Genomic DNA, 25,678 nt, shown 5'->3' with positions numbered 1-25,678 from the left:
AAAGGCGACGTTATGTCGCCTTTTTTACTCCGGCTGGGCCGCCAGGTCTTCAGCGGTTAAGCCGGTCAGCTGGGTTATCAGAGTCACTGATAGCCCCGCATTTAGCATGTTACGCGCTATTTTAAAGGCCTCCTCCCGGCGTCCAAGGGCTTCGCCTTTCTCCATACCTTGTTCTAATCCTTGTACTACACCCTGCTTTCGTCCTTTTTCGGCAAGCCATTCTGCAATGGTCATTAGCTGCTCCCTATGCTGTGGTGAATATTCCGCGAGTTGGGTTTTCAGTTCTTCTGGATTCTGCGTGCCGCCCGCTTGCAGCATATAGTGAATGAGTGCCGCCAACTGTGGCGTAGTTAACCAATTTTCCATCAGTAGCGTCCCCAGTCGGTCAAGTAACGTAGCGAGATCGCGCTGGCGTATGTGCTTAAACAGCAGTTCCAGCATCGCCATGCGTCGGTGTGTCATGATCTCATCGTCGGGAATAACGGTGATATCGATCAGCGGGAAATCGTGTGTATACAGTTGAGCAGCAAGCGCGGGGTTGGCAAACTGGGCCGTCCAGTTCAGGCGATAGGGCCAGGGGCTGCTACTGCCGTGATAAAAAAGCATGGGTATCACTAACGGCAGTGTGTCGTGACCGGCATCGAGATGGCGCTGCATAGCGGCAATGGCATAGCGCATCAGGCGAAATGCCATCAATTTATCTGTGGAGCTTTGATGCTCAATTAACACGTAGATATAGCCTGGCCCATCATGGGTTTGCAGGGCATAGAGAATATCGGAGTAGCTGGTGCGCAGGTCTTCTTCAACGAAGCTACCCGAGGTGAGCTGTAGTGTTTCCAACTGACACAGTGCCAACAGACTGTCGGGTAGATGAGCCTGGAGAAAATCGCGGGCGATCGCCGTATGGTGCAAAAAATGTTTAAAAATGCCGTCGTGTGGCATCGCTGAGAAAATCTTCATGATAATCCGTCATCGCTGTTTCCTTCCCTGAGTGGGAATTTGTCACAGGCGACGACGGTGGGGGAGATGGTGATGACGCGTTTTACGAGGCGTCTTCCGCCTTTTTCAGTTTGTTTACATAGTCTTGCCGCACCATCTCCAGCGCGCTTAGCACAATATCCGGGGCGATATGATTGCTCTCCAGCAGTTCGATGAGATCGACGGCTAGTTTGACGTCATCCGGTGCATTTTCCAGTGACATACTTTCTCCTTATTTAGCGCGTCATGCGCGCAAGCACGCGTTCAATTTCTAAAAGCGCCTGCTGGCAGCGGGTAATTCGGCCATCAAAAGCGGTTATTTCACGTGCCAGACGCTGTTGTTCATCCAGCGTGGTGGCCTGTTGATACTGCTGTTGGCGCTGCTGCTTCATCTCCAGCAGGCGGCGTTCGAAATCCTGCGTTTCCAGCCGTTTGCGCTGCCAGCGGCGCAGGCCCGGTGAAGTGCTGTCCCAAACTCTCAGTGACCATGCCTCACTCTCCCGATTGATCGCTTCAATCTGCGCCGCCAGATGCTCAGCAAGCCAGGCGACCTGCGGCAGCTGTTGCTGTTCAACGGCGCGTTTGAGTTCCTGAAAGTTCGTCTGCGCTTCATCGAGATAGGCCTGCATTTGCGTGCTGCGGGTGCGAAAAAGCTGGCGGTCAAAACGGGCACTCAGCGTGGCGTGGGCTGCCTGTGGGGCAACGTGCGCCTGTAGACGGACAAGCTGTTGTTCCAGCGTTTGTAAAAGCAGAGCCGTTTTCACCTGGTTCTCCGTGTTAATCTTATCGGCTATGCTACATTAGCAAACTCATTTGATAACGATTCGCATTATGCAGCGTACTATTTTAATCATTATTGGCTGGCTGGCGGTAGCGCTTGGCACGTTAGGCGTGGTTTTACCGCTACTTCCGACAACGCCGTTTATTCTACTTGCGGCCTGGTGTTTTGCGCGCTCTTCGCCGAGATTCCACGCCTGGCTGCTTTATCGTTCGTGGTTTGGCGGCTATCTGCGCCACTGGCAGCGCTATAAAGCGATGCCGCCTGGGGCGAAGCCGCGGGCGATTGCACTGATTTTACTGACGTTTGGCATCTCGCTTTGGTTAGTCGACGTGCTTTGGGTTCGCTTGCTGCTGCTGGTGATTCTCTGCGCGCTGTTGATTTTTATGTGGCGAATCCCGGTGGTTGATGCAGAACAACAAAAGTCGTGAACCGCATTAATGGTGTTGCAATTCTCTGAGCTAGCCAGTAAATTCTGGCGTTTTCGAGCACAGGCGCGCCCGGTTAAATTTTAAGCGTTCGACTTTTTTAACCCGTTTTGCTCGCCTTAAGTAACACTGTTTTAATTAGGCACAAACCTATGACCGCAACTGCACAGCAGCTTGAATATCTGAAGAATAGCATCCAGAGCATCCAGGATTATCCAAAACCTGGCATTCTTTTCCGTGATGTCACCAGTTTACTGGAAGACCCGAAAGCCTACGCGCTCAGCATTGAACTGCTGGTTGAGAAATACAAAGATGCCGGTATCACCAAAGTGGTGGGTACCGAAGCACGTGGCTTCCTGTTCGGTGCGCCGGTTGCGCTGGCGATGGGCGTAGGTTTTGTCCCGGTTCGTAAGCCGCGCAAACTGCCACGCGAAACCATCGCTGAAAGCTATGAGCTGGAATATGGCACCGATCAGCTGGAAATCCACGTTGATGCGATTAAACCCGGCGATAAAGTGCTGGTGGTTGACGATCTGCTGGCGACCGGCGGCACTATCGAAGCGACGGTGAAGCTGATTCGTCGTCTGGGTGGTGAAGTGCACGACGCGGCATTCATCATCAACCTGTTCGATCTCGGCGGCGAGCAGCGCCTGGAAAAACAGGGCATCACCAGCTATAGCCTGGTGAATTTCCCAGGTCACTAAGCATTTCCCGATACATAGCCTCGCCGATCTGGCGGGGCTGTGATAGCATTACCCCTTCCAGAATCCACCTTCCAGCGTTTCAGAGCCAGCCAATGAGTTATCAGGTCTTAGCCCGAAAATGGCGCCCACAAACCTTTGCTGACGTCGTCGGCCAGGAACATGTGCTGACCGCACTGGCGAACGGCTTATCGTTAGGGCGCATTCATCACGCATATCTTTTTTCCGGCACCCGTGGGGTCGGGAAAACGTCCATCGCCCGCTTGCTGGCGAAAGGGCTCAATTGTGAAACCGGCATTACCGCGACGCCGTGCGGCGTGTGCGATAACTGCCGCGAAATCGAACAGGGGCGTTTTGTCGATCTGATTGAGATCGATGCCGCCTCGCGAACCAAAGTCGAAGATACCCGCGATTTGCTGGATAACGTCCAGTACGCGCCCGCGCGCGGTCGCTTTAAGGTTTATCTTATCGATGAAGTGCACATGCTTTCCCGTCACAGCTTTAATGCCTTGCTGAAGACGCTGGAAGAGCCGCCTGCACACGTTAAATTCCTGCTGGCGACCACCGATCCGCAAAAGCTGCCGGTGACGATTCTGTCGCGTTGCCTGCAGTTCCATCTGAAGGCGCTGGACGTTGAACAGATCCGCCATCAGCTGGAACACATCCTTGATGAAGAGCATATCAGCCACGAGCCCCGCGCCCTGCAATTGCTGGCGCGCGCGGCGGACGGCAGCCTGCGCGATGCGCTGAGCCTCACCGATCAGGCCATTGCCAGCGGTGAAGGGAAACTGACCACGGTCTCGGTCAGCGAAATGCTTGGTACGCTTGACGACGATCAGGCGCTGTCGTTGGTTGAAGCGCTGGTTGCCGCTAACGGTGAGCGCGTGATGGAACTGGTCAACGATGCCGCGCTGCGCGGCGTTGACTGGGAAGCTCTGCTGGTGGAAATGCAAAGTCTGCTGCACCGAATTGCGATGGTTCAGCTGTCGCCTGCGGCGCTAGGCAGCGACATGGCGGCGATTGAACAACGCATGCGTAATCTGGCCCGGACGGTGCCCCCGACTGACGTACAGCTTTACTACCAGACGCTGCTGATCGGCCGTAAAGAATTACCGTATGCACCTGATCGCCGCATGGGCATTGAGATGACGCTGCTGCGCGCGCTGGCATTCCACCCGAATGCACCGCTACCCGAGCCGGAAAGACCGTCGCAGGCTTTTGCGCCAGCCAGTGCTCCGGTGACGCAACAGCCGCCATCGGTGTCCGCCTCAGCGCCGGTTAGCCCGCCACCGGCGGCTTCGCTACCTGATTCCACTCATCAGGTGCTGGCCGCACGTCGCCAGCTACAGCAGGGCAGCCAGGGAGCAACCCAACCAAAAAAGAGTGAACCGGCAGCCGCTTCCCGCGCGCGGCCGGTGAATAACGCTGCGCTGGAAAGATTGGCATCGGTATCCGAGCGCGTTCAGGCGCGTCCGGCACCGTCGGCGCTGACGCAGCCTGCGGCGAAGAAAGAGGCCTATCGCTGGAAAGCGACCACGCCTGTCGCCGAGGTGAAGAAAGAGGAAGTGGCGACGCCGAAGGCGCTGAAGAAAGCGCTGGAGCATGAGAAGACGCCAGAGCTGGCGCAAAAGCTGATGGCGGAAGCCATTGAGCGCGACGAGTGGGCGGCGCAGGTTAGTCAGATGGCGTTGCCGAAGCTCGTTGAGCAAGTCGCACTTAACGCGTGGAAAGAACAAAACGGCCAGACTGTGTGTCTGCATCTGCGTCCGACGCAGCGACACCTGAATTCGCCCGGAGCATTACAGAAACTGTCCGAGGCGATGAGTACTTTATACGGTGCGCCTGTTGAATTGACCATCGTGGAAGATGATAATCCGGCGGTGCGTACACCGCTGGAGTGGCGACAGGCCATTTACGAAGAGAAGCTTGCGCAGGCGCGCGAGTCAATTATCGCGGATAATAACATTCAGACCCTGCGTCGGTTCTTCGATGCGGATTTGGATGAAGAGAGTATTCGCCCCATTTGATTGTGAGCCTGGCTCACGATTGTCATCCTTTAACGTGACTTATTGAGAGAGAAGCCTATGTTTGGTGGTAAAGGCGGTCTGGGTAACCTGATGAAACAGGCCCAGCAGATGCAAGACAAAATGCAGAAAATGCAGGAAGAAATCGCGCAGCTGGAAGTGACCGGCGAGTCTGGCGCAGGTTTGGTGAAAGTGACCATCAACGGTGCGCATAACTGCCGTCGCGTTGAAATCGACCCAAGCCTGCTGGAAGACGACAAAGACATGCTGGAAGATCTGGTGGCTGCGGCCTTCAACGATGCAGCCCGTCGTATCGACGAAACGCAGAAAGAGAAAATGGCTTCCGTTTCCTCCGGAATGCAGCTGCCGCCAGGCTTTAAGATGCCATTCTGATGCAAACCAGTCCGCTGTTAACTCAGCTGATGGAAGCACTGCGCTGTCTGCCGGGCGTTGGCCCGAAGTCGGCGCAGCGCATGGCGTTTACCCTGCTGCAGCGTGACCGCAGCGGCGGGATGCGCCTGGCGCAGGCATTAACCCGTGCGATGTCTGAAATCGGCCACTGCGCCGATTGCCGTACCTTCACCGAGCAGGAGGTGTGCAACATCTGTTCGAACCCGCGTCGTCAGGAGAACGGTCAAATTTGCGTGGTGGAGAGTCCTGCGGACATCTACGCCATTGAGCAAACCGGGCAATTCTCTGGCCGCTACTTCGTGCTGATGGGCCATCTTTCGCCGTTGGATGGTATTGGTCCGGACGATATCGGACTTGACCGACTTGAGCAGCGTCTGGAAACGGAGCAACTCACCGAGGTTATCCTCGCCACCAACCCCACGGTGGAAGGGGAGGCAACCGCCAACTATATCGCCGAACTGTGCGCGCAGGCAGGCGTTGAAGCCAGCCGTATCGCTCATGGCGTGCCGGTTGGCGGCGAGCTGGAGATGGTCGATGGCACCACGCTGTCGCACTCCCTGGCTGGGCGCCATAAGATTCGTTTTTAATCAATCGAGAGCAGGATTTACTGCTCTCGCTTGAAATCCTTTCCTCCCATCCCCATTTTCCTCTCATCGCTTTTTTTTACCTTGTAATCAGCATTGAGGTATTTTGCAATGAAAGGACAAGAAACCCGTGGCTTTCAGTCAGAAGTAAAACAGCTTCTGCACCTGATGATCCATTCTCTGTATTCCAATAAAGAAATCTTCCTGCGTGAGCTTATCTCTAACGCATCAGATGCGGCGGACAAACTGCGTTTTCGCGCGTTGTCGACGCCCGATCTGTATGAAGGTGACGGCGAACTGCGCGTTCGTGTTTCCTTCGATAAAGATAAGCGTACGTTGACCATTGCCGATAACGGCATTGGTATGAACCGCGATGAGGTTATCGACCATCTCGGGACTATCGCCAAGTCCGGTACCAAGGCGTTCCTCGAATCCATGGGCTCCGATCAGGCGAAAGACAGCCAGCTTATCGGCCAGTTCGGCGTGGGCTTCTATTCGGCATTTATCGTGGCAGACAAAGTCACCGTACGCACCCGTGCGGCGGGCGATAAGCCGGAAAACGGCGTGTTCTGGGAATCTGAAGGTGAAGGTGAATACACCGTTGCCGACATCACCAAAGCCGATCGCGGTACTGAAATTACGCTGCACCTGCGCGAAGGCGAGGATGACTTCCTCGATGACTGGCGCGTGCGCTCCGTTATCAGCAAATATTCCGACCATATCGCGCTGCCGGTAGAGATTGAAAAACAGGAAGAAAAAGACGGCGAAACCGTTGTTTCCTGGGAGAAAATCAACAAGGCGCAGGCACTGTGGACGCGTAATAAAGCTGAGCTTAACGACGACGAATACAAAGAGTTTTACAAGCACATCGCTCATGACTTTACCGATCCGCTGACCTGGAGCCACAACCGTGTGGAAGGTAAGCAGGAGTACACCAGCCTGCTGTATATCCCTTCGCAGGCGCCATGGGACATGTGGAACCGCGATCATAAGCACGGCCTGAAGCTGTACGTACAGCGCGTGTTCATCATGGACGACGCCGAGCAGTTCATGCCGAACTACCTGCGCTTCGTTCGCGGTCTGATAGATTCTAACGATCTGCCACTGAACGTATCGCGTGAAATTCTGCAGGACAGCACTGTTACCCGTAATCTGCGCACTGCGCTGACCAAACGCGTACTGCAGATGCTGGATAAGCTGGCCAAAGACGATGCTGAGAAATACCTGACCTTCTGGAAACAGTTTGGTCTGGTGCTTAAAGAAGGCCCGGCGGAAGACAACGGCAACCAGGAGGCTATCGCCAAACTGCTGCGCTTCGCGTCTACCCATACCGATTCTTCTGAGCAGACTGTGTCGCTTGCCGACTACGTTTCGCGCATGAAAGAAGGGCAGGAGAAAATTTACTACATCACCGCCGACAGCTATGCCGCGGCGAAGAGCAGCCCGCACCTGGAGCTGCTGCGTAAGAAAGGCATTGAAGTGCTGCTGCTTTCTGACCGCATCGATGAGTGGATGATGAACTACCTGACCGAGTTTGACGGCAAGGTGTTCCAGTCGGTAGCGAAAGCTGATGAGTCCATCGACAAGCTGGCGGATGACGTTGACGAAAACGCGAAAGAAGCCGAAAAAGCGCTGACGCCGTTTGTTGAGCGCGTGAAAACCCTGCTGGGCGATCGCGTGAAAGAAGTGCGTCTGACTCACCGTCTGACCGACACTCCGGCTATCGTCACCACCGACGCGGACGAAATGAGCACCCAGATGGCAAAACTGTTTGCCGCTGCGGGCCAGGCTGCACCGGAAGTGAAATACATCTTTGAACTGAACCCGGATCACGTGCTGGTGAAACGCACCGCCGACACCCAGGACGAAGGGCAGTTTAAAGAGTGGGTTGAGCTGCTGCTCGACCAGGCACTGTTCGCCGAACGCGGTACGCTAGAAGACCCTAACCAGTTTATCCGCCGCATGAACCAGCTGCTGGTGTCCTGATAAGACAGGCCCTCACCCTAACCCTCTCCCATAGGGAGAGGGGACCGATTGTGCAAATGGTTATAATCGGTACCGACCTTCTCCCTCTCCCCGTGGGAGAGGGCCGGGGTGAGGGCAACAAACCGCACGTTGAGTAAAATATCGTACCGTTAACCGTTTCAGCCAACCCTCCTTCCTTGAGCCATCGCCGTTCTGGTGGTATCTTTTAGCGCTTTTTAAAAAATATTGACAACCTTTGAGGGGATTTTCGCAATGCGTATCATTCTGCTTGGCGCTCCGGGCGCGGGGAAAGGAACTCAGGCACAGTTCATCATGGAGAAATATGGCATTCCGCAAATTTCCACCGGTGACATGCTGCGTGCCGCGGTGAAATCCGGCAGCGAGCTGGGCAAACAAGCTAAAGACATCATGGACGCGGGTAAACTGGTTACCGACGAACTGGTTATCGCGCTGGTGAAAGAGCGTATTTCTCAAGAAGACTGCCGTAACGGTTTCCTGCTGGATGGCTTCCCACGTACGATTCCGCAGGCTGATGCCATGAAAGAAGCGGGCATTAACGTTGACTACGTTCTGGAATTCGACGTTCCTGATGAACTGATCGTTGACCGTATCATTGGTCGTCGCGTTCACGCGGCATCTGGCCGTGTTTACCACATCAAATTCAACCCGCCTAAAGTGGAAGGTAAAGATGATGTGACCGGCGAGGAGCTGACCACCCGTAAAGACGATCAGGAAGAAACCGTGCGTAAGCGTCTGGTGGAATACCATCAGATGACTGCACCGCTGATTGGTTACTACTCCAAAGAAGCGCAGGCGGGTAACACCCAGTACGCGAAAGTTGACGGTACTAAAGCCGTTGCTGATGTACGCGCTGAACTGGCGAAAATCCTCGGTTAATGTTTCACGCCATCTTGCATGTCGGATGGCGGCGTAACCCCTTAACAGATCTACCGATTCTTCGGTAGATCTGTTAAATGCAATACTTCAGGCACATTCTCGCCTTACCTCTCACAGCAATTAGTTTTTCTTCCTCGCTTTTCCGCTACAATTATCAACAATTTGAATCGATAAGAGGCGGTAATGCATCATAAGAAACCCGGTATTCTGCTGGTTAATCTCGGCACCCCTGATGCGCCGACGCCGGGCGCAATTAAACGTTACCTGCTGCAATTTCTCAGCGATCGACGCGTTGTGGATACCCCACGTCTGCTGTGGTGGCCGCTGCTGCGCGGCGTGATCCTACCTATTCGTGCCCCCCGTGTCGCAAAGCTCTATCAATCGGTGTGGATGGAAGAGGGCTCGCCGCTGATGGTTTACAGCCGTCGTCAGCAGCGCGCATTGGCCGCGCGCCTGCCGGACGTGCCGGTGGTATTGGGCATGAGCTATGGCACACCCTCGCTGCAAAGCGCGGTGGATGAGCTGTTAGCGCAGGGCGTTGACCAGCTGATCGTTCTGCCACTCTACCCACAGTACTCTTGCTCTACCGTGGCTGCGGTGTGGGACGAGCTGGCACGTATTTTGGCAACCAAACGGGCTATCCCCAGCGTATCGTTTATTCGCGACTATGCGACCGACCACGATTACATTCAGGCGCTGGCTGCCAGCGCGCGCGCCTCATTTGAGCGTCACGGTGAACCGGACGTGCTGCTGCTTTCCTACCACGGCATCCCCCAGCGCTATGCCAATGAAGGTGATGATTATCCACAGCGCTGCCGTGATACCACCCGCGAGCTGGTTTCCGCGTTAGGGATCTCGCCGGATAGAGTGATGATGACCTACCAGTCGCGCTTTGGCCGTGAGCCGTGGCTGACGCCTTACACCGATGAAACGCTGAAAATGCTCGGCGAGAAAGGGGTGAAGCATATTCAGGTGATGTGCCCGGGCTTCTCGGCGGATTGCCTGGAAACGCTGGAGGAAATTGCGGTACAGAACCGCGAAGTGTTCCTTGAGGCGGGTGGGCAGAAATATGAATACATTCCGGCGCTGAACGATGATGATGCGCACATTACGATGATGGCCAATCTGACCGCGTCGTATCGCTAATCGCAAGCAGGCGGGGGAGTGTGCTACTATTCTCCGCCTGTTAACGGCCACACAAAAATCACCATGAAATTTCCCGGTAAGCGCAAATCTAAACACTATTTCCCAGTGGACGCTCGCGATCCGCTGCTCAAACAGATCCTGCCTGAGAGCGAAAACAGCGTCTCGTGGGTTGTTGGCATTGACCAGACGCTGGTGGATATCGAAGCCAAAGTTGACGATGCGTTTATTGCGCGCTACGGCTTGAGTGCCGGGCACTCGTTGGTGATTGAAGATGACGTGGCGGAGGCGCTGTACCAGGAGCTGGTACGTGAGAATCTGATTACCCATCAGTTTGCCGGTGGCACTATCGGCAATACGATGCACAACTATTCGGTGCTGGCGGATGACCGTTCGGTGCTGCTTGGCGTGATGTGCGGCAATATTGAAATTGGTGGCTACGCCTACCGTTACCTGTGTAATACCTCCAGCCGTACCGATCTCAACTATCTGCAGGGCGTTGATGGACCAATTGGCCGCTGCTTCACGCTGATAGGCGATGCGGGTGAACGGACCTTTGCCATCAGCCCTGGTCACATGAATAAACTGCGTCCGGAGAGTATCCCTGAGTCCGTGATTGCTGGGGCTTCAGCGCTGGTGCTGACGTCTTATTTGGTTCGCTGCAAGCCGGGCGAACCGATGCCAGATGCCACCATGCAGGCCATTGCCTACGCCAAAAAATACGATGTACCGGTGGTGCTGACGCTGGGGACCAAATTTGTTATCGCCGATAGCCCGGAGTGGTGGCAGAGCTTTATCAAAGAGCACGTGTCAATTCTGGCGATGAATGAAGAAGAAGCTGAAGCGCTGACCGGGCTAAGCGACCCGCTGCAGGCATCAGATAAAGCGCTGGATTGGGTCGATCTGGTGCTGTGCACTGCTGGGCCGACCGGGTTGTATATGGCGGGCTTCACCGAAAATGAGGCCAAACGGAAAACGCAGCATCCACTGCTGCCGGGCGCTATTGCGGAATTCAACCAGTACGAATTCAGCCGCGCGGTACGTTATAAAGATTGCCAGGATCCGTTGCGTATCTATTCGCACATTGCGCCATTCATGGGTGGGCCTGAGAAGATCATGAACACCAACGGTGCCGGTGACGGCGCACTGGCTGCGCTGTTGCACGACATTACCGCTAATGCCTACCACCGTTCGAACGTGCCTAACTCCAGTAAACATCAGCATAACTGGCTGACCTATTCGTCGCTGGCGCAGGTGTGTAAGTATGCGAACCGGGTGAGCTATCAGGTATTGAACCAGCACTCACCGCGTCTGACGCGCGGGCTGCCGGAGAAAGAGGATAGCCTCGAAGAGGCGTACTGGGAACGTTAATTCGATATGACAGCGGGGGCCTTTGGCCCCCGCTTTTTTATACTACCCGCTCACCGCCTCTTTCAGCGGCGGTTCACTCAGTAAACCCAACATGGTTTTGGCAATTTCACGCTCGCCCATCACCACTTCATTCGCCCCTCGCTCGCTGATATAGGCGACTTCATCGTCGTAATGCGCGCGGGCGATAATCTCGAGGTGTGGACACTTCTCACGGGCGCTGGCGACAATCTCACCGGCTTCGTAGCCGTTTGGAATGGTCAACAGCAGCCAGCGGGCGCAGTCGAGGTGCGCGAGATTCATAATCTCTTCATTGGCCGCATTGCCCAGCACGGCGCGAATGCCGCGCTCACGCAGCTCGTCCACGCGGGTACGCGAGGTTTCAATGACCACCAATGGAATGCCCTGAGCCATTAACTTCTCGCCTAGCAGGCTTCCTACGCGGCCGTAACCGACCAGCAGAGCGTGGTTGCAGATATCCACGGGGATCTGTTTTTCGTCTTCCAGCGCTTCTTCCAGCGTCTGCTCTTCCAGCGTTTCCGTCTTTTCGAGATATTTCTCAAGCACCGTGAACAGCACTGGATTGAGCATAATGGAGAGGATTGCGCCCGCCAGCACCAGGTTTTGCCCGGCCTGCGGCAGCAGATCCAGCGCCATGCCCAGACCGGCAAGGATAAAGGCGAATTCACCAATCTGTGCAAGGCTGGTGGCGATGGTCAGCGCGGTGCGCTGTGAGTGGCCAAACAGGCGTACCAGCCCGAATGCGGCCAGCGATTTACCAAAGATAATAATCGCCAGCGTTGCCAGCACCGCCAGCGGCTGCTCAATCAGGATCAGTGGGTCGAAGAGCATCCCGACGGAGACAAAGAACAGCACTGCAAACGCATCGCGCAGCGGCAGCGTGTCGTGCGCGGCTCGGTGGCTCAACTCTGACTCGTTCAGCACCATCCCGGCGAAGAAGGCACCCAGCGCGAAGGAGACATCGAACAGCTCAACGGCACCGAAGGCGATACCCAGCGCCAGCGCCAGGACGGAAAGGGTAAACAGCTCGCGAGAACCGGTCGCGGCGCTGCGTGAAAGAATCCACGGTACCAGACGACGGCCCACCAGCATCATGATGGCGATGAACGCCACGACTTTACCAATCGTAATGGCCATATCCATTGCCAGCGAGGCAAGGCCAATATTCTCTTTTTCCATCATGCCGGCGACGGCTGGCAGCAGAACCAGTGTTAGTACCATCACCAGGTCTTCAACGATAAGCCAGCCGATGGCAATCTGCCCTCGCTGACTGTCAATAAGCTGCCGTTCTTCCAGTGCACGTAGCAGTACCACGGTACTGGCGGTAGAAAGACACAGGCCAAAGACGATACCGGTCATCATTGACCAGCCTAAGAAGGTGGAAAGCAGCATCCCCAGCAACGTGGCGACGGCGATTTGGGCTATCGCTCCGGGGATGGCTATCGACTTTACCGCCATCAGATCCTTGAGCGAGAAATGGAGACCGACGCCAAACATCAGCAGAATAACGCCTAATTCTGCCAGTTCCGGCGCAAGCTTAGTGTCAGCGACAAATCCTGGAGTAAACGGTCCGGCCAGCACACCCGCTAATAAATAACCTACCAGAGGGGAAATTCTTAACTTATTGGCAATCATGCCAAGGAAAAAAGCGAGCACAAGGCCACCAACAATGGTGGTGATAAGCGGTGTGGCGTGATGCATTCCGTCTCCTTTCGTCGTGATGCGTGGTTCCATTTTTGGTGCAGAGTGTCAAAACAACCTGAAAACCAAAAAGCCTGGTAATAGTTTATGACAATTTCCACCATTATGTTTGTGAATAATTCTTGAATTTAGCTAAAAAATTGAATTTTTGAGAGTAAATGGCACAAAAGTGAAAATTGAATGCAGGAAGGTAGGCAGGGGGCGAGCTTGCAAGGAAGTGGCGGCAGCCAAAGTGACACTTTGACTGCCGATAACTCAGTGTTTTTGGCGGTTATCAGGTAAGAATATGGTCAACATCCCAATAAGTGGTAGGAAAGCACATATTTTATAGACCAATTCAATGCTGGTATGGTCGGCGATAAGCCCCAACACCGCAGCACCTAAGCCCCCCATGCCAAAGGCGAAACCGAAGAATAGTCCGGAAACCATGCCGATTCGGCCCGGTAACAGCTCTTGGGCGTAGACGAGAATGGCAGAAAACGCTGAAGCGAGGATAAATCCAATGATCACCGTTAAAATCCCGGTCCACCACAGGGTTGCGTAAGGTAAAAGGAGGGTAAACGGTGCGACACCGAGGATAGAGCCCCAAATAACATATTTACGCCCAATTTTATCCCCTACCGGGCCACCAATGACCGTGCCTGCGGCAACAGCAAAAAGGAAGGCGAACAAATGAATCTGGGCATTTTGTACCGATAATCCGAATTTTTGTATCAGATAAAAGGTGTAATAGCTGCTAATGCTCGCCATATAGAAGTATTTCGAGAAAATCAGCATTAACAGGATGGAAACGGCCAGGATCACTTTATTCTTCGGCAGTGGATTAATAATTGGCGCCTTCGGTTTGCCTTTGTTCATCCGATGCTGCGCGGCGTACCAACGGCTTACCTGCGCCAGCACCACAATCGCCAGAAGCGCGGCTAATACAAACCAGGCCACGTTACCTTTACCGTACGGTGCGATGATCACTGCCGCCAGCAATGGCCCTAATGAGCTACCAAAGTTACCGCCTACCTGGAAGATAGACTGCGCCAACCCGTGACGGCCGCCGGAGGCCATACGCGCCACGCGGGAGGATTCCGGGTGGAAGACCGAAGAACCGGTCCCGACCAGAGCGGCGGCCAGCAGCACCATGCCAAAGCTCCCAGCCAGCGCCAAAAGCACCAGGCCCGTCAGGGTAAAGCACATACCCACCGGCAGCGACCACGGCATTGAGCGCTTATCGGTGATGTAACCGATAACCGGCTGGAATAGCGACGAGGTGAGCTGGAAGGTGAGGGTGATCATCCCGATCTGCACAAACGTCAGCGAAAACTCCGACTGAAGAAGGGGGTAAATCGCGAGGATCAGCGATTGGATCATGTCATTGAGCAGGTGGGAGAGGCTGATTGCTCCCAGGATGCCAAATGAGGTGCGGCCCTTTTGCGAAGACGCAGAAGGACCCGGCCGGGTAGGGCTAGTTTCAGAGATTGCCATAGATTCCACTTGTATTTTATCGAGCGATGTTGGGGATAAACGCTTTAATAATAGTTATCAGACTAAGATACCTGCCTAAGACGTTTGAAGGAAGTCTCATTTCTGAAAACAAATTAGACTAATATTTCATGGCGTTGTAATTTCTGCGGTTGTTATTCACTCAGGGAGAGATTTATGCGATTCGTCAAACGGGGCGTGGCGTTGGCGATGCTGGCGGCTTTATCGTTAACCAGCTTACCGGCACAGGCTTACCAGCAAGATAAAACTTATAAAATCACCATTCTGCATACCAACGATCATCACGGGCACTTCTGGCGCAGCGAATACGGTGAATACGGGCTGGCAGCGCAAAAGACGCTGGTGGATGGTATTCGTAAAGAGGTGGCGGCCGAAGGCGGTAGCGTGCTGCTTCTCTCCGGCGGCGATATCAACACCGGGGTGCCGGAATCCGATCTTCAGGACGCCGAGCCTGATTTCCGCGGGATGAATCTGGTGGGCTACGACGCGATGGCGGTCGGTAACCACGAATTTGATAATCCGATGAGTGTGCTACGTCAGCAGGAAAAGTGGGCTAAGTTCCCATTCCTCTCCGCCAATATCTATCAAAAAAGCACCGGTGAACGCCTGTTTAAACCGTGGGCGTTGTTCAAACGTCAGGATCTGAAAATTGCCGTCATTGGTTTAACTACCGACGACACGGCGAAAATCGGTAACCCGGAATACTTCACCGACATCGAATTCCGCAAACCGGCAGAAGAGGCGAAGCTGGTTATCCAGGAACTGCAGCAAAACGAGAAGCCCGATCTGATTTTGGCGACCACCCATATGGGCCATTACGATAACGGTGAGCACGGTTCCAACGCGCCGGGTGACGTCGAGATGGCTCGTAGCTTGCCTGCTGGCTCACTGGCGATGATTGTGGGTGGTCACTCACAAGACCCGGTGTGTATGGCGTCGGAGAATAAAAAGCAGGTCGACTATGTGCCGGGCACCCCGTGCGCGCCGGACAAACAAAACGGCATCTGGATTGTGCAGGCGCATGAATGGGGCAAATACGTCGGCCGTGCTGATTTTGAGTTCCGTAACGGCGAGCTGAAGCTGGTGCACTACCAACTGATCCCGGTCAACCTGAAGAAAAAAGTCACCTATGACAACGGGCAGAGTGAGCGCGTACTTTACACGCCACAAATCCCGGAAAACCCGCAGATGCTGTCACTGCTGACGCCATTCCAGAGCAAAGGTAAGGCGCAGTTAGATGTCAAAGTGGGGAGCGTCAACGGGCACCTGGAAGGCGATCGCAGCAAGGTCCGCTTTGTACAAACCAACATGGGGCGGCTGATTCTCGCGGCACAAATGGCGCGTACCAGCGCTGATTTTGGCGTCATGAGCGGTGGCGGCATTCGTGATTCCATCGAGGCCGGAAATATCACCTATAAGAGCGTGCTGAAGGTGCAGCCGTTCGGTAACGTGGTGGTCTACGCTGACATGAGCGGCAAAGAGGTCACTGAATACCTTACCGCGGTGGCGCAGATGAAACCGGACTCCGGAGCTTATCCGCAGTTTGCCAACGTCAGCTTTGTGGCGAAGGGTGGGCAGCTTCAGGATCTGAAAATCAAAGGTGAGGCCATTGATCCGGCGAAAACCTATCGTTTAGCCACCCTCAGCTTTAATGCCACCGGCGGCGACGGTTATCCGAAGATTGATAGCAAACCAGGCTATGTGAATACCGGCTTTATCGATGCAGAAGTTCTGAAGCAGTACATTGAACAGAACTCACCGCTTGATGTGAACGCTTACGAACCGAAAGGGGAAGTGAGCTGGCAGTAAGGCTTTGAGCCGTTCCCGGGCTTCGTTCTATTCCCTCTCCCCTTTGGGGAGAGGGTTAGGGGACAACCCGCTCCGATCAATCCCGGCGCGCAATATCTGCGAAGGTCGCGCCGAGGATTTTCGCTAAATCCCCCGCCGCCAGCTCAATATCCAACCCGCGCTTACCGCCTGAGACAAAAATAGAGGCAAACTCCTGAGATGGCGCGTCAATCACCGTCGGCAGACGCTTTTTCTGCCCTAATGGGCTGATGCCGCCGACCAGATACCCGGTGACGCGCTGTGCCACCATCGGATCAGCCATATCCACTTTCTTCGCACCGAGCGCTTTGGCAACTTTCTTAAGATCCAACTGCCCAGCGACTGGCGTAACCGCCACGGCGAGGTGCTTCATATCACCGTTCACCGCAACCAGCAGCGTTTTATAAACCTGGTCTGCGTTGAGACCTAATTTACGGACCACTTCGTCACCAAAATTGGTTTCATTCGGATCGTGATCGTAGGTGTGTATGCTAAATGGGATTTTGTTCTTTTCAAGTAACTTAACGGCGGGAGTCATAACGTTCCTTCTTACCACAAACGAGATATGCACTCAGCATACGCCCGTAAACAGACTAAAAAATAGTATAATCTTGCGCATTAGGTCTTGGCAGTTGCGGCAACTTTGAGCGACAATCGAAGGATCCGGAGTGAAAACTTCGGGATAATAATAATGATGAAATTCCTCTTTGACGGGCCAATAGAAATATTGGCCATTTTTTTATTTCAACATTTGCGGCAGATTGCCTTCCCCGTATAAATGCAACGCCCCCACGGCGACCACGTAGCGCCCCGGCGGCAGCGCCAGCAGCGTATCGCGCCAGGCTTCATTTCGTTTCACCATCAACACATCATACAGCGACTGGCTGAAGGTGTTCGGTAGCGAGGCCGTCCCGTTTGACGGTGGCTGCTGTAGCCACCAGCCGATCATCACTTGTAATAATCGTGCGTTGGTATGCCAGTGGGTCAGGGTATCGTCCAGCAACGCCATTCCGCCATCGGGCAGTTGGCACAGCAGATCAATCTGACTGTCCGCGCCTTCCAGCTCCTGTACCGGTAGATCGGCGGCACGCGCGGCCGTCAGTAACTGGTAGTCGATTCCGTAATCTGGGCGCAGCCCCAGACGCTGCGCCTGAGTTGCCTGCAATACCATGGCAATTTGCCACAGCGGTTGGGTATCAAAGCGAAAAAGCGATAACCCCTGCTCGGTCACCCGATTTTCCAGTTCGTTCAGCTGTGCTTCGCTCAGGCGTTCGGCCAACGGTGGGCAGATGGGGAGATTGGTGAACGGCGTTTCGCTACCGGAAATATCGGCTTCAACGATCAGCGCATCGGCCTGACGCAGCTTTTTGACCAACCTGGCGGGAAGGGGAGCCATATCGCGGGTCCCCATATGAATGCTGCCAACCAGGTGTAAATGGCGGCCGCCGGGTAGCGCAACATCCAGCGCAGGCCAGCTATAAGTTGAACCGCGCAGAATGCGCCACAGGTGTTGGAGTTGATTCAGCAGGCTCATCCGCGCTCCCTGGAAGGAAAATCTCATGCTAGCGCGATGGGGGGAAAGGTGCAAACGCGTCCCTCCCAAAGGTGGGAGGGACGATGGGATTACTGTTTTGGTTTAAAACGCAGCAGACGGTTGGCGTTGCTCACCACGGTGATGGAAGACAGCGCCATCGCCGCCCCTGCCACGACCGGGTTGAGCAATGTACCGGTCAGCGGCCAAAGGATCCCGGCGGCAATGGGAATACCCAGTGAGTTGTAGACAAAGGCACCTAACAGGTTTTGTTTCATGTTGCGCAGCGTGGCGCGGGAGATAGCCAACGCATCGGCAACGCCCACCAGGCTATGACGCATCAAAGTGATGGCGGCGGTTTCAATTGCCACATCGCTACCGCCACCCATGGCGATACCGACCTCAGCCTGCGCCAGCGCCGGGGCATCGTTAATGCCATCACCGACCATCGCCACTTTCTGGCCTTGTGCCTGCAAATCTTTAATCGCCTGCGCTTTGCCATCCGGCAGGACGCCGGCAATCACTTCATCAATACCGGCCTCTTTGGCAATGGCATTGGCGGTAATCGGGTTATCACCGGTCAGCATCACCAGGCGGTAGCCTTCGCGGTGAAGGCGTTGTAATGCTGCCACACTGTCGCTGCGCATTGGGTCGCGGATGGCGAACAGCGCGGCGGCATGGCCGTCAACGGCTAACAGCACCGGCGTTGCACCTTTGGCGGCCTGCTGTGTTATTTCATCATCGAGTTCATGTGTCGCGATCTGCTGTTCATGCATCAATGCCTGATTGCCCAGCAGAACCTGATGCCCGTCGACGTCACCGCTCACGCCGAGACCGCGCAGAGTGCGAAAGGCATTGACCTGCGGTAACGACTTCTCGGCGGCTTTTTCTAAAATGGCGCGTGCCAGCGGGTGATTTGAGCCCTGTTCCAGCGCGGCGGCTAAGCGCAGTGCGGTGACTTCGCTAATCGCGCCCAGCGTTTTCACCGCCACGACCTGCGGTTTACCTTCGGTCAGGGTGCCGGTTTTATCAAACACCAGCGTGGTGAGTTCGCTGGCGCGCTGCAATGCATCGGCATCACGGACCAGTACGCCATATTCTGCGGCGCGTCCAACGCCGGAGATAATCGACATCGGTGTTGCCAGACCGAGCGCACAAGGGCAGGCGATAATCAGCACTGTGGTGGCAATGACCAGGGTGTAAACGATCTGCGGCGCTGGGCCGAAGAAGTACCAGATGGCGGCGCTGAAGATGGCGATAGCAACCACCACCGGCACAAACACCGCCGAGATTTTGTCGGCCAATTGACCAATTTCAGGTTTGCTGCTTTGCGCCTGGCGCACCATCTTAATGATGCGCGACAAGGTGGTGTGGCTGCCGACTGCGCTGGCGCGGAACAACACGGAACCGTCCTGCACCACGGTTCCGGCGTGAATACTGTCGCCGTCGCCTTTTTGCTGCGGAATAGGTTCACCGGTCAGCATGGCTTCATCAAACCAGGCTTCACCTTGACTGATTTCTCCATCGACCGGCACGCGGTCGCCGGTGGCGAGACGCAGGGTCATACCCGGCTGCACATCGGCCAGCGGCACGGTTTTTTCGCCGTCATCGGTGACTACGCGCGCGGTAGGCGGTGTCAGATCGAGCAATTTTTCCAGTGCCCGGGACGAACGCTGACGGGCACGCGCCTCTAACATATGACCGAGGTTTATCAGACCGATGATCATGGCGCTGGCTTCATAATAGAGGTGGCGGGCTTCCATCGGGAACCACTGTGGCCACAGGTTAACGCTCATCGAGTACAGCCACGCCACGCCGGTGCCGAGCGCGACCAGCGTATCCATGGTGGCGGTGCGGTTCTTGAGGCTTTTCCAGGCGCTACTATAGAAGTGGCCACCGGCAAAAACCATCACTGCGAGCGTGGCCAGACCAATCACCAGCCACAGGGAACGGTTATCGTCGGAGACCATCATGTTGTCGCCGATCATCCCCCAAACCATCACCGGAATACCGACTAACAGGGCCACAATCGCCTGCCAGCGAAAACGTTTCATGGTTGCCAGCGCAGTTTCCTGCTGGCGTTCGCGGCGCTTGAGATCGTCCTCAATCGCTTCCGCGCCGTAGCCTGCTTTCTCTACGGCTTGTACTAAATCACCGGCGGAAGCATTGCCCATGACTAGGGCCGTGCGCTCCGCCAGGTTTACCCGTGCCTGTACGACGCCGGGGACAGCCTGCAAAGCCTTCTGTACCCGGGAAACGCAGCTGGCGCAGCTCATACCGTTGATCAGCAGCTGTTGGCTGTCATCCAGATCCTGTGCTGCCGGAAGCTCAGGGGTGGCCGCTGTCAGTGCTTCCGACGGGGATGATGACTCTGCCAGCGGTTTAGCCTTTGGGTGGCTTAACTCCGCACCGTATCCAGCTTGTTTAATGGTTTCAATCAGCGCTTCAGCGCTGGCGCTACCGGTGACGTGTGCCGCTTCGATAGTGACATCCGCTTGTTCAACGTCAGGACGTTGTTCCAGGCTCTCTTTCACGCGTTTAACGCAGTGACCGCAGGACAGGCCGTCCAGGGTTAGGTCGATGGTATGAGACATCATGCTCTCCTTAATTGCAGGGTGACCAAATTCACCTTTTCGTCTACAGTTATGAAGGTTAAACCTTCCAGCAAGGGGAAGGTCAAGGGGGAAAAGTGAATATCAGTGATGTTGCCAAAAAAACCGGGTTAACCAGTAAAGCCATTCGCTTTTATGAAGAGAAGGGGCTGGTGACGCCGCCGCTGCGCAGCGAGAACGGCTACCGTAGCTATACGCAAAAGCATCTGGATGAATTTACGCTGCTGCGCCAGGCGCGACAGGTGGGGTTCAATCTGGAGGAGTGCGGCGAACTGGTGAATTTGTTTAACGATCCCAAACGCCACAGCGCGGATGTGAAGGCGTATACGCTGCAAAAAGTCGCTGATATCGAGCGTCATATTCGCGATTTGCAGGCGATGCGCGACCAGCTGATGTCGCTGGCCGCTTCCTGCCCGGGCGATGACAGCGCCGACTGCCCGATTATCGACAATCTCTCCGGCTGCTGCCACCGTAAAGCCCAGGCCTGATTGTTAGCGCGGCGGGGCAATTCGGATGCGCAGAACGATCCCTTCTACGGCGACGACTTCTACTTTACTCCCTGCTGGCAGATCGTCATCGGCGATAACAGGCCATGAGCTGTCGCCGACGCGCATATGACCGCGGCCGTTAACTAGCGTGCTGTCGAGCGTAAAGCGTTGCCCCAACAGCTGTTGGCCACGCTGGTTAAGCTGCCCTTCGGCAGGGCGCTGACGGTCAGCACGACGGCTTAGCCATTTCCACCATAGCCAGGCCGCCAGCAGCGTGAGCACCGCAAACAGCGTGCCTTGCCACTCCCAGCCAATCGGCAGAATCCACGTCAACAGTCCGGTGACCGCCGCAGCGACGCCGCTCCACAACAAATAGCCGCTGCCGCCGAGCATTTCTGCCGCCAGCAGCAGGCCGCCGAGACTCAGCCAGAAGATATGCGGGTGCGCGAGCACCAGGGCAATCATGATGATTTCCGTTCGCTGGCGCTGTCTTTTACCAGCTCAGCGATCCCGGCGATGGAACCCATCAGGCTGCTGGCATCCAGCGGCATCATGACCACTTTGCTGTTATTCGACGAACCGATTTGCTGGAGTGCGTCGGTATATTTCTGCGCCACGAAGTAGTTCACAGCCTGAATATCACCGGCGGCAATCGCCTCTGACACCATTTTGGTGGCTCGGGCTTCTGCTTCCGCCGAGCGTTCACGCGCTTCCGCTTGCAGGAACGCCGACTGACGTTCACCTTCGGCGGTAAGAATCTGCGCCTGTTTTTCACCTTCGGCTTTCACGATCTGCGCCTGTCGAATCCCTTCGGCTTCCAGAATATAGGCACGCTTAGTACGCTCGGCCTTCATCTGTGCGTTCATCGCATCAATCAGCTCCGCCGGTGGGCGCACGTCGCGAATCTCGATACGGGTGATTTTGATGCCCCACGGATTGGTGGCTTCATCGACGATGTGCAGCAGGCGAGTGTTGATGTTATCGCGCTGGGAGAGCATTTCATCCAGCTCCATCGAGCCGAGCACGGTACGGATGTTGGTCATCGTCAGATTGATAATGGCCAACTCCAGATTGCTGACCTCGTACGCCGCTTTCGGCGCGTCGATAACCTGAATAAAGCAGACCGCATCAATCGCCACGTTGGCGTTATCTTTGGAGATAACTTCCTGCGATGGAATGTCGAGGACCTGTTCCATCATGTTGATCTTACGACCAATACGATCCATAAACGGCACCACCAGGCTTAAACCCGGATGCAGCGTTTTGGTGTAGCGACCAAAGCGCTCAACCGTCCATTGATAGCCCTGCGGCACAATTTTGACGCCCGCTGCGACAACCACCAGCGCGACGAAGATAAGAATAGGGATAAATACCAGCATAAAACCTCCTGTTTAACTGTCCGTAACCTCAATAAGTATATCGGCAATGATGCTGAAATTCGCCCCCTGAAATTAATTGGCGTTACACTGTAGGGACAAAAGAAAAAATCAGGATATGGAATGGCAACAATGGAAAATAGCGCTATTTTGCAGCTCAAAAATGTGGGCTTTGATATCGGCGGAAATACGATACTGGAACAGATAAATCTCAGCATTGCTCCTGGCGAATTTAAGTTAATTACCGGCCCCTCTGGCTGTGGGAAAAGCACGTTATTAAAAATCATCGCTTCGCTGCTTTCGCCGAGCAGCGGTGAGATTCTCTTTGAAGGCAAAGAGATAACCACGCTATCGCCGGAAGCCTATCGCCAGCAGGTCTCATACTGCGCGCAAACCCCGGCGCTGTTTGGCGATACGGTTTATGACAACCTGATTTTTCCCTGGCAAATTCGCGGTAAGCAGCCGGAGCCGGAACGTTTTCTGTCGCAGCTAGCGCATTTCGGTTTACCGGAAGAAACGCTGTCAAAATCGATAAACGAGCTCTCAGGCGGGGAGAAACAGCGGGTTTCGTTAATTCGCAATCTGCAATTTCTGCCGAAGGTGCTGCTGCTGGATGAAATAACCAGCGCGCTGGACGAGAGCAATAAAAAGAACGTTAACGACATTATTCATCAGTACGTTCGCGATAAGCAGGTGGCGGTACTGTGGGTGACCCACGATAAAGATGAAATTAGCCATGCGGATGAAGTGATCACGCTGCCATCCCATCGTGAGAACGTGCAGGAGGCACACCATGAATGATCATATTATTACCAATGAATCGTTAGCGCTTTCCATGGTGCTGGTGTTGATTGCCGTGCTGGTAAGCTATCGGGAAAAGCTGGCGCTGGAAAAAGACATCATCTGGAGCATCTGCCGGGCGGTGGTGCAGCTGATTATCGTCGGTTATGTGCTGAAATATATCTTTAACGTCAACCACGCGGTGTTGACGCTGTGTATGGTGCTGTTTATCTGCTTTAACGCCGCCTACAACGCGCAAAAGCGCAGCAAATACATTGATAAAGCATTTGTTTCCTCGTTTATCGCCATTACCACCGGTGCTGGTTTGACGCTGGCGGTGCTGGTATTTTCTGGCTCCATTGCCTTTGTGCCAATGCAGGTGATCCCGATCTCCGGGATGATCGCTGGTAACGCAATGATCGCGGTGGGCCTGTGCTACAACAATCTGGGGCAGCGCTTTAGCGCCGAACAGCAGCAGATTCAGGAAAAATTAAGCCTGGGTGCCACGCCGAAAATGGCTTCGGCACGGCTGATTCGCGAAAGCATCCGCGCATCGCTTATCCCAACGGTCGACTCAGCGAAAACCGTCGGGTTGGTGAGCCTGCCTGGGATGATGTCAGGGCTGATTTTTGCCGGTATCGACCCGGTAAAAGCGATTAAGTACCAGATTATGGTGACCTTTATGCTGCTTTCAACCGCCAGCCTGTCGACGATTATCGCCTGCTACCTGACCTATCGGAAGTTTTACAACGCCCGCCACCAGCTAGTGGTGACGCAGTTGAAGAAAAGTTCGTGAAGCGTATCGCCCGGAGCCAGCGTGCTGTGCGCCGGGCGATGAACAGTGGTCGTGCTGAAAGAGACTTAGTACAGCAGGGAGTACAGCTGACGGCGGTACTTCGATGCCAGCGCATCGCCGGTACCGAGTGCCGCCAGAATTTCCTGCAGCATTTTGCGCGCCTGGCCGTCCGCGGCACCTAAATCTTTGCGCAGGTGGCTGAACAACAGCTCCAGCGCTTCTTCATTACGCCCTACCTGATGCAGCTGCAGCGCCAGCTTAGAGGCCAGCTCGGCATCTTCCGGGTTCTGCTCAACCTGCTGCTGGAGCTGCTGGATTTCTGGGGTGTCCGCCGCTTTTTTCAGTAGCTCAATCTGCGCCAGCAGGCCCTGATAATGGGTATCCTGATCCTGCAGTGGAATGGTTTTCAGCACGGCCTCGGCGTCTTCTGAACGGTTAAGCGCAATCTGCGTTTCCGCCAGCAGCAGGCCAATCTGGCTGTCCTGACCGGAGAGCTGCCAGGCGTCTTTCAGCAGCGGCAGCGCCTCGGCGTGGTTGCCTTCCTGAATCAGCGCCAGCGCTTGCTGTGCTTTCAGTTCTTCTTCACGCGGCAGCACTTTATCCAGCAGTGCACGGATGGCTTCTTCCGGCTGCGGGCCCTGGAAGCCGTCTACCGGCTGACCATTCTGGAACAGATAGACGGTAGGAATGGCACGCAGACCAAACTGGGAAGCGACCATTTGTTCTGCATCACAGTCAACCTTCGCCAGAATAAATTGGCCGTTGTACTGCGCGGCCAGGCTTTCCAGCACCGGCGTCAACTCCAGACAGTGCTGGCTGCGCTCGGACCAGAAATAGAACAGCACCGGCACGGTGGTGGATTGCTCCAGAGTCTGGTGCAGGTTAGCTTCTGTGATGTTTACGATACTCTGTACGGACATAAGTCATTCCCTATAATCGGTTTGTATTCGAGATGGGGGCAAAAGCGTGCGCTTCAACTTAGCCCTGCAGAATTTTGTCCATCAAGCGAGCCGGTAGCAGGCGTTTTAACCAGCCTACCGCATGAGTCACCAGCGTAACCGGATAGCGCAGCTTAGGTTTATCGCTAATAAACGCATGGCGTACTTTCTCCACTACCGCGTCTGGGCCCAGGGTGAATCGTGCAGCGATACCCGGATTTTCCACCGCCGTATCACTGGTCTGATTGACGTTGTCGGTAAAGCGAGTGCGAATAGGGCCCGGTTCAATCAAGCTGACTTTAACGCCGCTATGGCGTAACTCCATGCGCAGGGCATCCGACCATGCTTCCAGTGCGTACTTGCTGGCGGCATACGCGCCGCGCCCCGGGGTCGAAATCAGTCCCATCACCGATGAAGTCATCACGATACGACCTTCGCCGTGCGGCACCATGGCGGGCAGCAGGCGCATGGTCAACTGATGAACGCCAAAAAAGTTGGCGGAAAATTGCTGCACCATTTGCGCGCGGCTAATGCTCTCCAACGGCCCATAAACGCCGTATCCAGCATTATTAAACAGACCAAACAGGCGATTGTTCGTCAGGGTCATCACCTGGTCTGCTGCGTTATCAACGCTTTCCGGGCTATCGAGATCGAGGAGAATCCCCGTTAGCCCCATGCCGTCCATGCGCTTGACATCCTCGGGTTTGCGGCAGGCGGCCAGCACGCGAAACCCCTGACGCTTTAGCTCAAGTGCGCTTTCAAGACCAATCCCACTGGAACATCCTGTAATTAAGACCGATTTTTGCATAACTTTAC

At 55.0% G+C, this 25,678-nt stretch carries 25 protein-coding genes and 1 other annotated feature; of the genes, 13 read left to right on the top strand and 12 right to left on the bottom strand.

Features of this window, described 5'->3' with window-relative positions; genetic code table 11:
- Positions 1-24: 24 nt before the first annotated feature.
- The 3 genes from KP80_RS11725 to priC all read right to left on the bottom strand — a co-directional run bounded on the left by KP80_RS11725 (position 25) and on the right by priC (position 1,742).
- Positions 25-960 carry an Rpn family recombination-promoting nuclease/putative transposase gene (locus KP80_RS11725; protein WP_052283820.1) on the bottom strand — a complete coding sequence of 312 codons (936 nt, stop codon included), beginning with the start codon at positions 958-960 and terminating at the stop codon, positions 25-27.
- An 82-nt stretch (positions 961-1,042) separates the two neighbouring features.
- Complete coding sequence (gene rsmS / locus KP80_RS22435) at positions 1,043-1,201, bottom strand: pleiotropic regulatory protein RsmS (RefSeq protein ID WP_072129094.1); 159 nt, start codon at positions 1,199-1,201, stop codon at positions 1,043-1,045.
- A 13-nt stretch (positions 1,202-1,214) separates the two neighbouring features.
- Entirely contained in the window at positions 1,215-1,742 is a 528-nt protein-coding gene (priC, locus tag KP80_RS11720; RefSeq protein WP_052283819.1) for a primosomal replication protein N'', read from the bottom strand.
- 67 nt (positions 1,743-1,809) lie between these two features.
- Here priC and KP80_RS11715 point away from each other — a divergent pair, with 67 nt between their 5' ends.
- The 9 genes from KP80_RS11715 to KP80_RS11675 all read left to right on the top strand — a co-directional run bounded on the left by KP80_RS11715 (position 1,810) and on the right by KP80_RS11675 (position 11,301).
- A complete protein-coding gene (locus KP80_RS11715; protein WP_052283818.1) occupies positions 1,810-2,187 on the top strand; it encodes a DUF454 family protein in 378 nt (125 codons plus the stop codon).
- A 149-nt stretch (positions 2,188-2,336) separates the two neighbouring features.
- Positions 2,337-2,888 carry an adenine phosphoribosyltransferase gene (gene apt / locus KP80_RS11710; RefSeq protein ID WP_052283817.1) on the top strand — a complete coding sequence of 184 codons (552 nt, stop codon included), beginning with the start codon at positions 2,337-2,339 and terminating at the stop codon, positions 2,886-2,888.
- A 92-nt stretch (positions 2,889-2,980) separates the two neighbouring features.
- Entirely contained in the window at positions 2,981-4,912 is a 1,932-nt protein-coding gene (gene dnaX / locus KP80_RS11705; protein WP_052283816.1) for a DNA polymerase III subunit gamma/tau, read from the top strand.
- Positions 4,242-4,306: a sequence feature (DnaX frameshifting element), on the top strand. Its footprint overlaps the gene before it by 65 nt.
- Before the next feature lie 57 nt (positions 4,913-4,969).
- A complete protein-coding gene (locus KP80_RS11700) occupies positions 4,970-5,302 on the top strand; it encodes a YbaB/EbfC family nucleoid-associated protein (RefSeq protein ID WP_052283815.1) in 333 nt (110 codons plus the stop codon).
- Complete coding sequence (recR, locus tag KP80_RS11695) at positions 5,302-5,907, top strand: recombination mediator RecR (protein ID WP_052283814.1); 606 nt, start codon at positions 5,302-5,304, stop codon at positions 5,905-5,907. Before KP80_RS11700 ends, recR begins: the two co-directional genes overlap by 1 nt.
- Positions 5,908-6,015: 108 nt before the next feature.
- Complete coding sequence (gene htpG, locus KP80_RS11690; RefSeq protein WP_052283813.1) at positions 6,016-7,890, top strand: molecular chaperone HtpG; 1,875 nt, start codon at positions 6,016-6,018, stop codon at positions 7,888-7,890.
- A gap of 252 nt (positions 7,891-8,142) precedes the next feature.
- Entirely contained in the window at positions 8,143-8,787 is a 645-nt protein-coding gene (gene adk / locus KP80_RS11685) for an adenylate kinase (RefSeq protein ID WP_052283812.1), read from the top strand.
- Positions 8,788-8,970: 183 nt separating this feature from the next.
- The gene (hemH, locus tag KP80_RS11680; RefSeq protein ID WP_052283811.1) at positions 8,971-9,933 is read left to right on the top strand and encodes a ferrochelatase; all 963 of its coding nucleotides are present in this window, start codon (positions 8,971-8,973) and stop codon (positions 9,931-9,933) included.
- Positions 9,934-9,996: 63 nt separating this feature from the next.
- On the top strand, positions 9,997-11,301 hold the full coding sequence (locus tag KP80_RS11675; protein WP_052283948.1) for an inosine/guanosine kinase: 1,305 nt from the start codon (positions 9,997-9,999) through the stop codon (positions 11,299-11,301).
- 42 nt (positions 11,302-11,343) lie between these two features.
- On the opposite strand, the gene ybaL is transcribed toward KP80_RS11675, so the two are convergent.
- The gene (gene ybaL, locus KP80_RS11670) at positions 11,344-13,020 is read right to left on the bottom strand and encodes a YbaL family putative K(+) efflux transporter (protein ID WP_052283810.1); all 1,677 of its coding nucleotides are present in this window, start codon (positions 13,018-13,020) and stop codon (positions 11,344-11,346) included.
- A 255-nt stretch (positions 13,021-13,275) separates the two neighbouring features.
- On the bottom strand, positions 13,276-14,496 hold the full coding sequence (locus tag KP80_RS11665) for an MFS transporter (RefSeq protein WP_052283809.1): 1,221 nt from the start codon (positions 14,494-14,496) through the stop codon (positions 13,276-13,278).
- Positions 14,497-14,670: 174 nt separating this feature from the next.
- Between KP80_RS11665 and ushA the strand changes: the two genes are divergently transcribed.
- Positions 14,671-16,323, top strand: coding sequence for a bifunctional UDP-sugar hydrolase/5'-nucleotidase UshA (gene ushA / locus KP80_RS11660; RefSeq protein ID WP_052283808.1), 1,653 nt, complete (start codon positions 14,671-14,673; stop codon positions 16,321-16,323).
- A gap of 76 nt (positions 16,324-16,399) precedes the next feature.
- Here ushA and ybaK read toward each other — a convergent pair whose 3' ends face one another.
- From ybaK to copA, 3 genes are all read right to left on the bottom strand, one after another.
- A complete protein-coding gene (gene ybaK, locus KP80_RS11655) occupies positions 16,400-16,879 on the bottom strand; it encodes a Cys-tRNA(Pro)/Cys-tRNA(Cys) deacylase YbaK (RefSeq protein ID WP_052283807.1) in 480 nt (159 codons plus the stop codon).
- A gap of 201 nt (positions 16,880-17,080) precedes the next feature.
- Positions 17,081-17,875 carry a TraB/GumN family protein gene (locus KP80_RS11650; protein WP_052283806.1) on the bottom strand — a complete coding sequence of 265 codons (795 nt, stop codon included), beginning with the start codon at positions 17,873-17,875 and terminating at the stop codon, positions 17,081-17,083.
- Positions 17,876-17,964: 89 nt separating this feature from the next.
- Entirely contained in the window at positions 17,965-20,466 is a 2,502-nt protein-coding gene (gene copA, locus KP80_RS11645; protein WP_052283805.1) for a copper-exporting P-type ATPase CopA, read from the bottom strand.
- Between the two features lie 95 nt (positions 20,467-20,561).
- On the opposite strand from copA, the gene cueR reads away from it, so the two are divergent.
- Positions 20,562-20,972: a Cu(I)-responsive transcriptional regulator gene (cueR, locus tag KP80_RS11640; protein WP_052283804.1), complete on the top strand. Its 411-nt coding sequence runs from the start codon at positions 20,562-20,564 to the stop codon at positions 20,970-20,972.
- 3 nt (positions 20,973-20,975) lie between these two features.
- Here cueR and KP80_RS11635 read toward each other — a convergent pair whose 3' ends face one another.
- Both KP80_RS11635 and KP80_RS11630 read right to left on the bottom strand, forming a co-directional pair.
- Positions 20,976-21,437: an NfeD family protein gene (locus tag KP80_RS11635; protein WP_052283803.1), complete on the bottom strand. Its 462-nt coding sequence runs from the start codon at positions 21,435-21,437 to the stop codon at positions 20,976-20,978.
- Positions 21,434-22,351, bottom strand: a complete 918-nt coding sequence (locus tag KP80_RS11630) for an SPFH domain-containing protein (RefSeq protein ID WP_052283802.1) — start codon at positions 22,349-22,351, stop codon at positions 21,434-21,436. Before KP80_RS11630 ends, KP80_RS11635 begins: the two co-directional genes overlap by 4 nt.
- 129 nt (positions 22,352-22,480) lie before the next feature.
- On the opposite strand from KP80_RS11630, the gene fetA reads away from it, so the two are divergent.
- The gene (fetA, locus tag KP80_RS11625; RefSeq protein ID WP_052283947.1) at positions 22,481-23,149 is read left to right on the top strand and encodes an iron efflux ABC transporter ATP-binding subunit FetA; all 669 of its coding nucleotides are present in this window, start codon (positions 22,481-22,483) and stop codon (positions 23,147-23,149) included.
- On the top strand, positions 23,142-23,924 hold the full coding sequence (fetB, locus tag KP80_RS11620; RefSeq protein WP_052283801.1) for an iron efflux ABC transporter permease subunit FetB: 783 nt from the start codon (positions 23,142-23,144) through the stop codon (positions 23,922-23,924). The genes fetA and fetB overlap by 8 nt, the downstream gene beginning before the upstream one ends.
- Before the next feature lie 65 nt (positions 23,925-23,989).
- On the opposite strand, the gene KP80_RS11615 is transcribed toward fetB, so the two are convergent.
- Positions 23,990-24,844 carry a co-chaperone YbbN gene (locus tag KP80_RS11615; RefSeq protein WP_052283800.1) on the bottom strand — a complete coding sequence of 285 codons (855 nt, stop codon included), beginning with the start codon at positions 24,842-24,844 and terminating at the stop codon, positions 23,990-23,992.
- A 58-nt stretch (positions 24,845-24,902) separates the two neighbouring features.
- Positions 24,903-25,670: an SDR family oxidoreductase gene (locus tag KP80_RS11610; RefSeq protein WP_052283799.1), complete on the bottom strand. Its 768-nt coding sequence runs from the start codon at positions 25,668-25,670 to the stop codon at positions 24,903-24,905.
- Between the last annotated feature and the right edge of the window lie 8 nt (positions 25,671-25,678).

The sequence above is a fragment of the Kluyvera genomosp. 1 genome, assembly GCF_001266615.1.
GTDB classification, from domain to species: domain Bacteria; phylum Pseudomonadota; class Gammaproteobacteria; order Enterobacterales; family Enterobacteriaceae; genus Kluyvera; species Kluyvera cryocrescens_A.
Note: the sequence above shows the minus strand (reverse complement) of the source record. Positions and strands in the feature narration are given on the sequence as shown.

Bases quoted from the DNA above. Each gene is read 5' to 3' on its own strand.
- KP80_RS11725 (WP_052283820.1), bottom strand. From the start codon at position 960: ATGAAGATTTTCTCAGCGATGCCACACGACGGCATTTTTAAACATTTT.
- rsmS (WP_072129094.1), bottom strand. From the start codon at position 1,201: ATGTCACTGGAAAATGCACCGGATGACGTCAAACTAGCCGTCGATCTC.
- KP80_RS11715 (WP_052283818.1), top strand. From the start codon at position 1,810: ATGCAGCGTACTATTTTAATCATTATTGGCTGGCTGGCGGTAGCGCTT.
- apt (WP_052283817.1), top strand. From the start codon at position 2,337: ATGACCGCAACTGCACAGCAGCTTGAATATCTGAAGAATAGCATCCAG.
- dnaX (WP_052283816.1), top strand. From the start codon at position 2,981: ATGAGTTATCAGGTCTTAGCCCGAAAATGGCGCCCACAAACCTTTGCT.
- KP80_RS11700 (WP_052283815.1), top strand. From the start codon at position 4,970: ATGTTTGGTGGTAAAGGCGGTCTGGGTAACCTGATGAAACAGGCCCAG.
- recR (WP_052283814.1), top strand. From the start codon at position 5,302: ATGCAAACCAGTCCGCTGTTAACTCAGCTGATGGAAGCACTGCGCTGT.
- htpG (WP_052283813.1), top strand. From the start codon at position 6,016: ATGAAAGGACAAGAAACCCGTGGCTTTCAGTCAGAAGTAAAACAGCTT.
- adk (WP_052283812.1), top strand. From the start codon at position 8,143: ATGCGTATCATTCTGCTTGGCGCTCCGGGCGCGGGGAAAGGAACTCAG.
- hemH (WP_052283811.1), top strand. From the start codon at position 8,971: ATGCATCATAAGAAACCCGGTATTCTGCTGGTTAATCTCGGCACCCCT.
- KP80_RS11675 (WP_052283948.1), top strand. From the start codon at position 9,997: ATGAAATTTCCCGGTAAGCGCAAATCTAAACACTATTTCCCAGTGGAC.
- ybaL (WP_052283810.1), bottom strand. From the start codon at position 13,020: ATGCATCACGCCACACCGCTTATCACCACCATTGTTGGTGGCCTTGTG.
- KP80_RS11665 (WP_052283809.1), bottom strand. From the start codon at position 14,496: ATGGCAATCTCTGAAACTAGCCCTACCCGGCCGGGTCCTTCTGCGTCT.
- ushA (WP_052283808.1), top strand. From the start codon at position 14,671: ATGCGATTCGTCAAACGGGGCGTGGCGTTGGCGATGCTGGCGGCTTTA.
- ybaK (WP_052283807.1), bottom strand. From the start codon at position 16,879: ATGACTCCCGCCGTTAAGTTACTTGAAAAGAACAAAATCCCATTTAGC.
- KP80_RS11650 (WP_052283806.1), bottom strand. From the start codon at position 17,875: ATGAGCCTGCTGAATCAACTCCAACACCTGTGGCGCATTCTGCGCGGT.
- copA (WP_052283805.1), bottom strand. From the start codon at position 20,466: ATGTCTCATACCATCGACCTAACCCTGGACGGCCTGTCCTGCGGTCAC.
- KP80_RS11635 (WP_052283803.1), bottom strand. From the start codon at position 21,437: ATGATTGCCCTGGTGCTCGCGCACCCGCATATCTTCTGGCTGAGTCTC.
- KP80_RS11630 (WP_052283802.1), bottom strand. From the start codon at position 22,351: ATGCTGGTATTTATCCCTATTCTTATCTTCGTCGCGCTGGTGGTTGTC.
- fetA (WP_052283947.1), top strand. From the start codon at position 22,481: ATGGAAAATAGCGCTATTTTGCAGCTCAAAAATGTGGGCTTTGATATC.
- fetB (WP_052283801.1), top strand. From the start codon at position 23,142: ATGAATGATCATATTATTACCAATGAATCGTTAGCGCTTTCCATGGTG.
- KP80_RS11615 (WP_052283800.1), bottom strand. From the start codon at position 24,844: ATGTCCGTACAGAGTATCGTAAACATCACAGAAGCTAACCTGCACCAG.
- KP80_RS11610 (WP_052283799.1), bottom strand. From the start codon at position 25,670: ATGCAAAAATCGGTCTTAATTACAGGATGTTCCAGTGGGATTGGTCTT.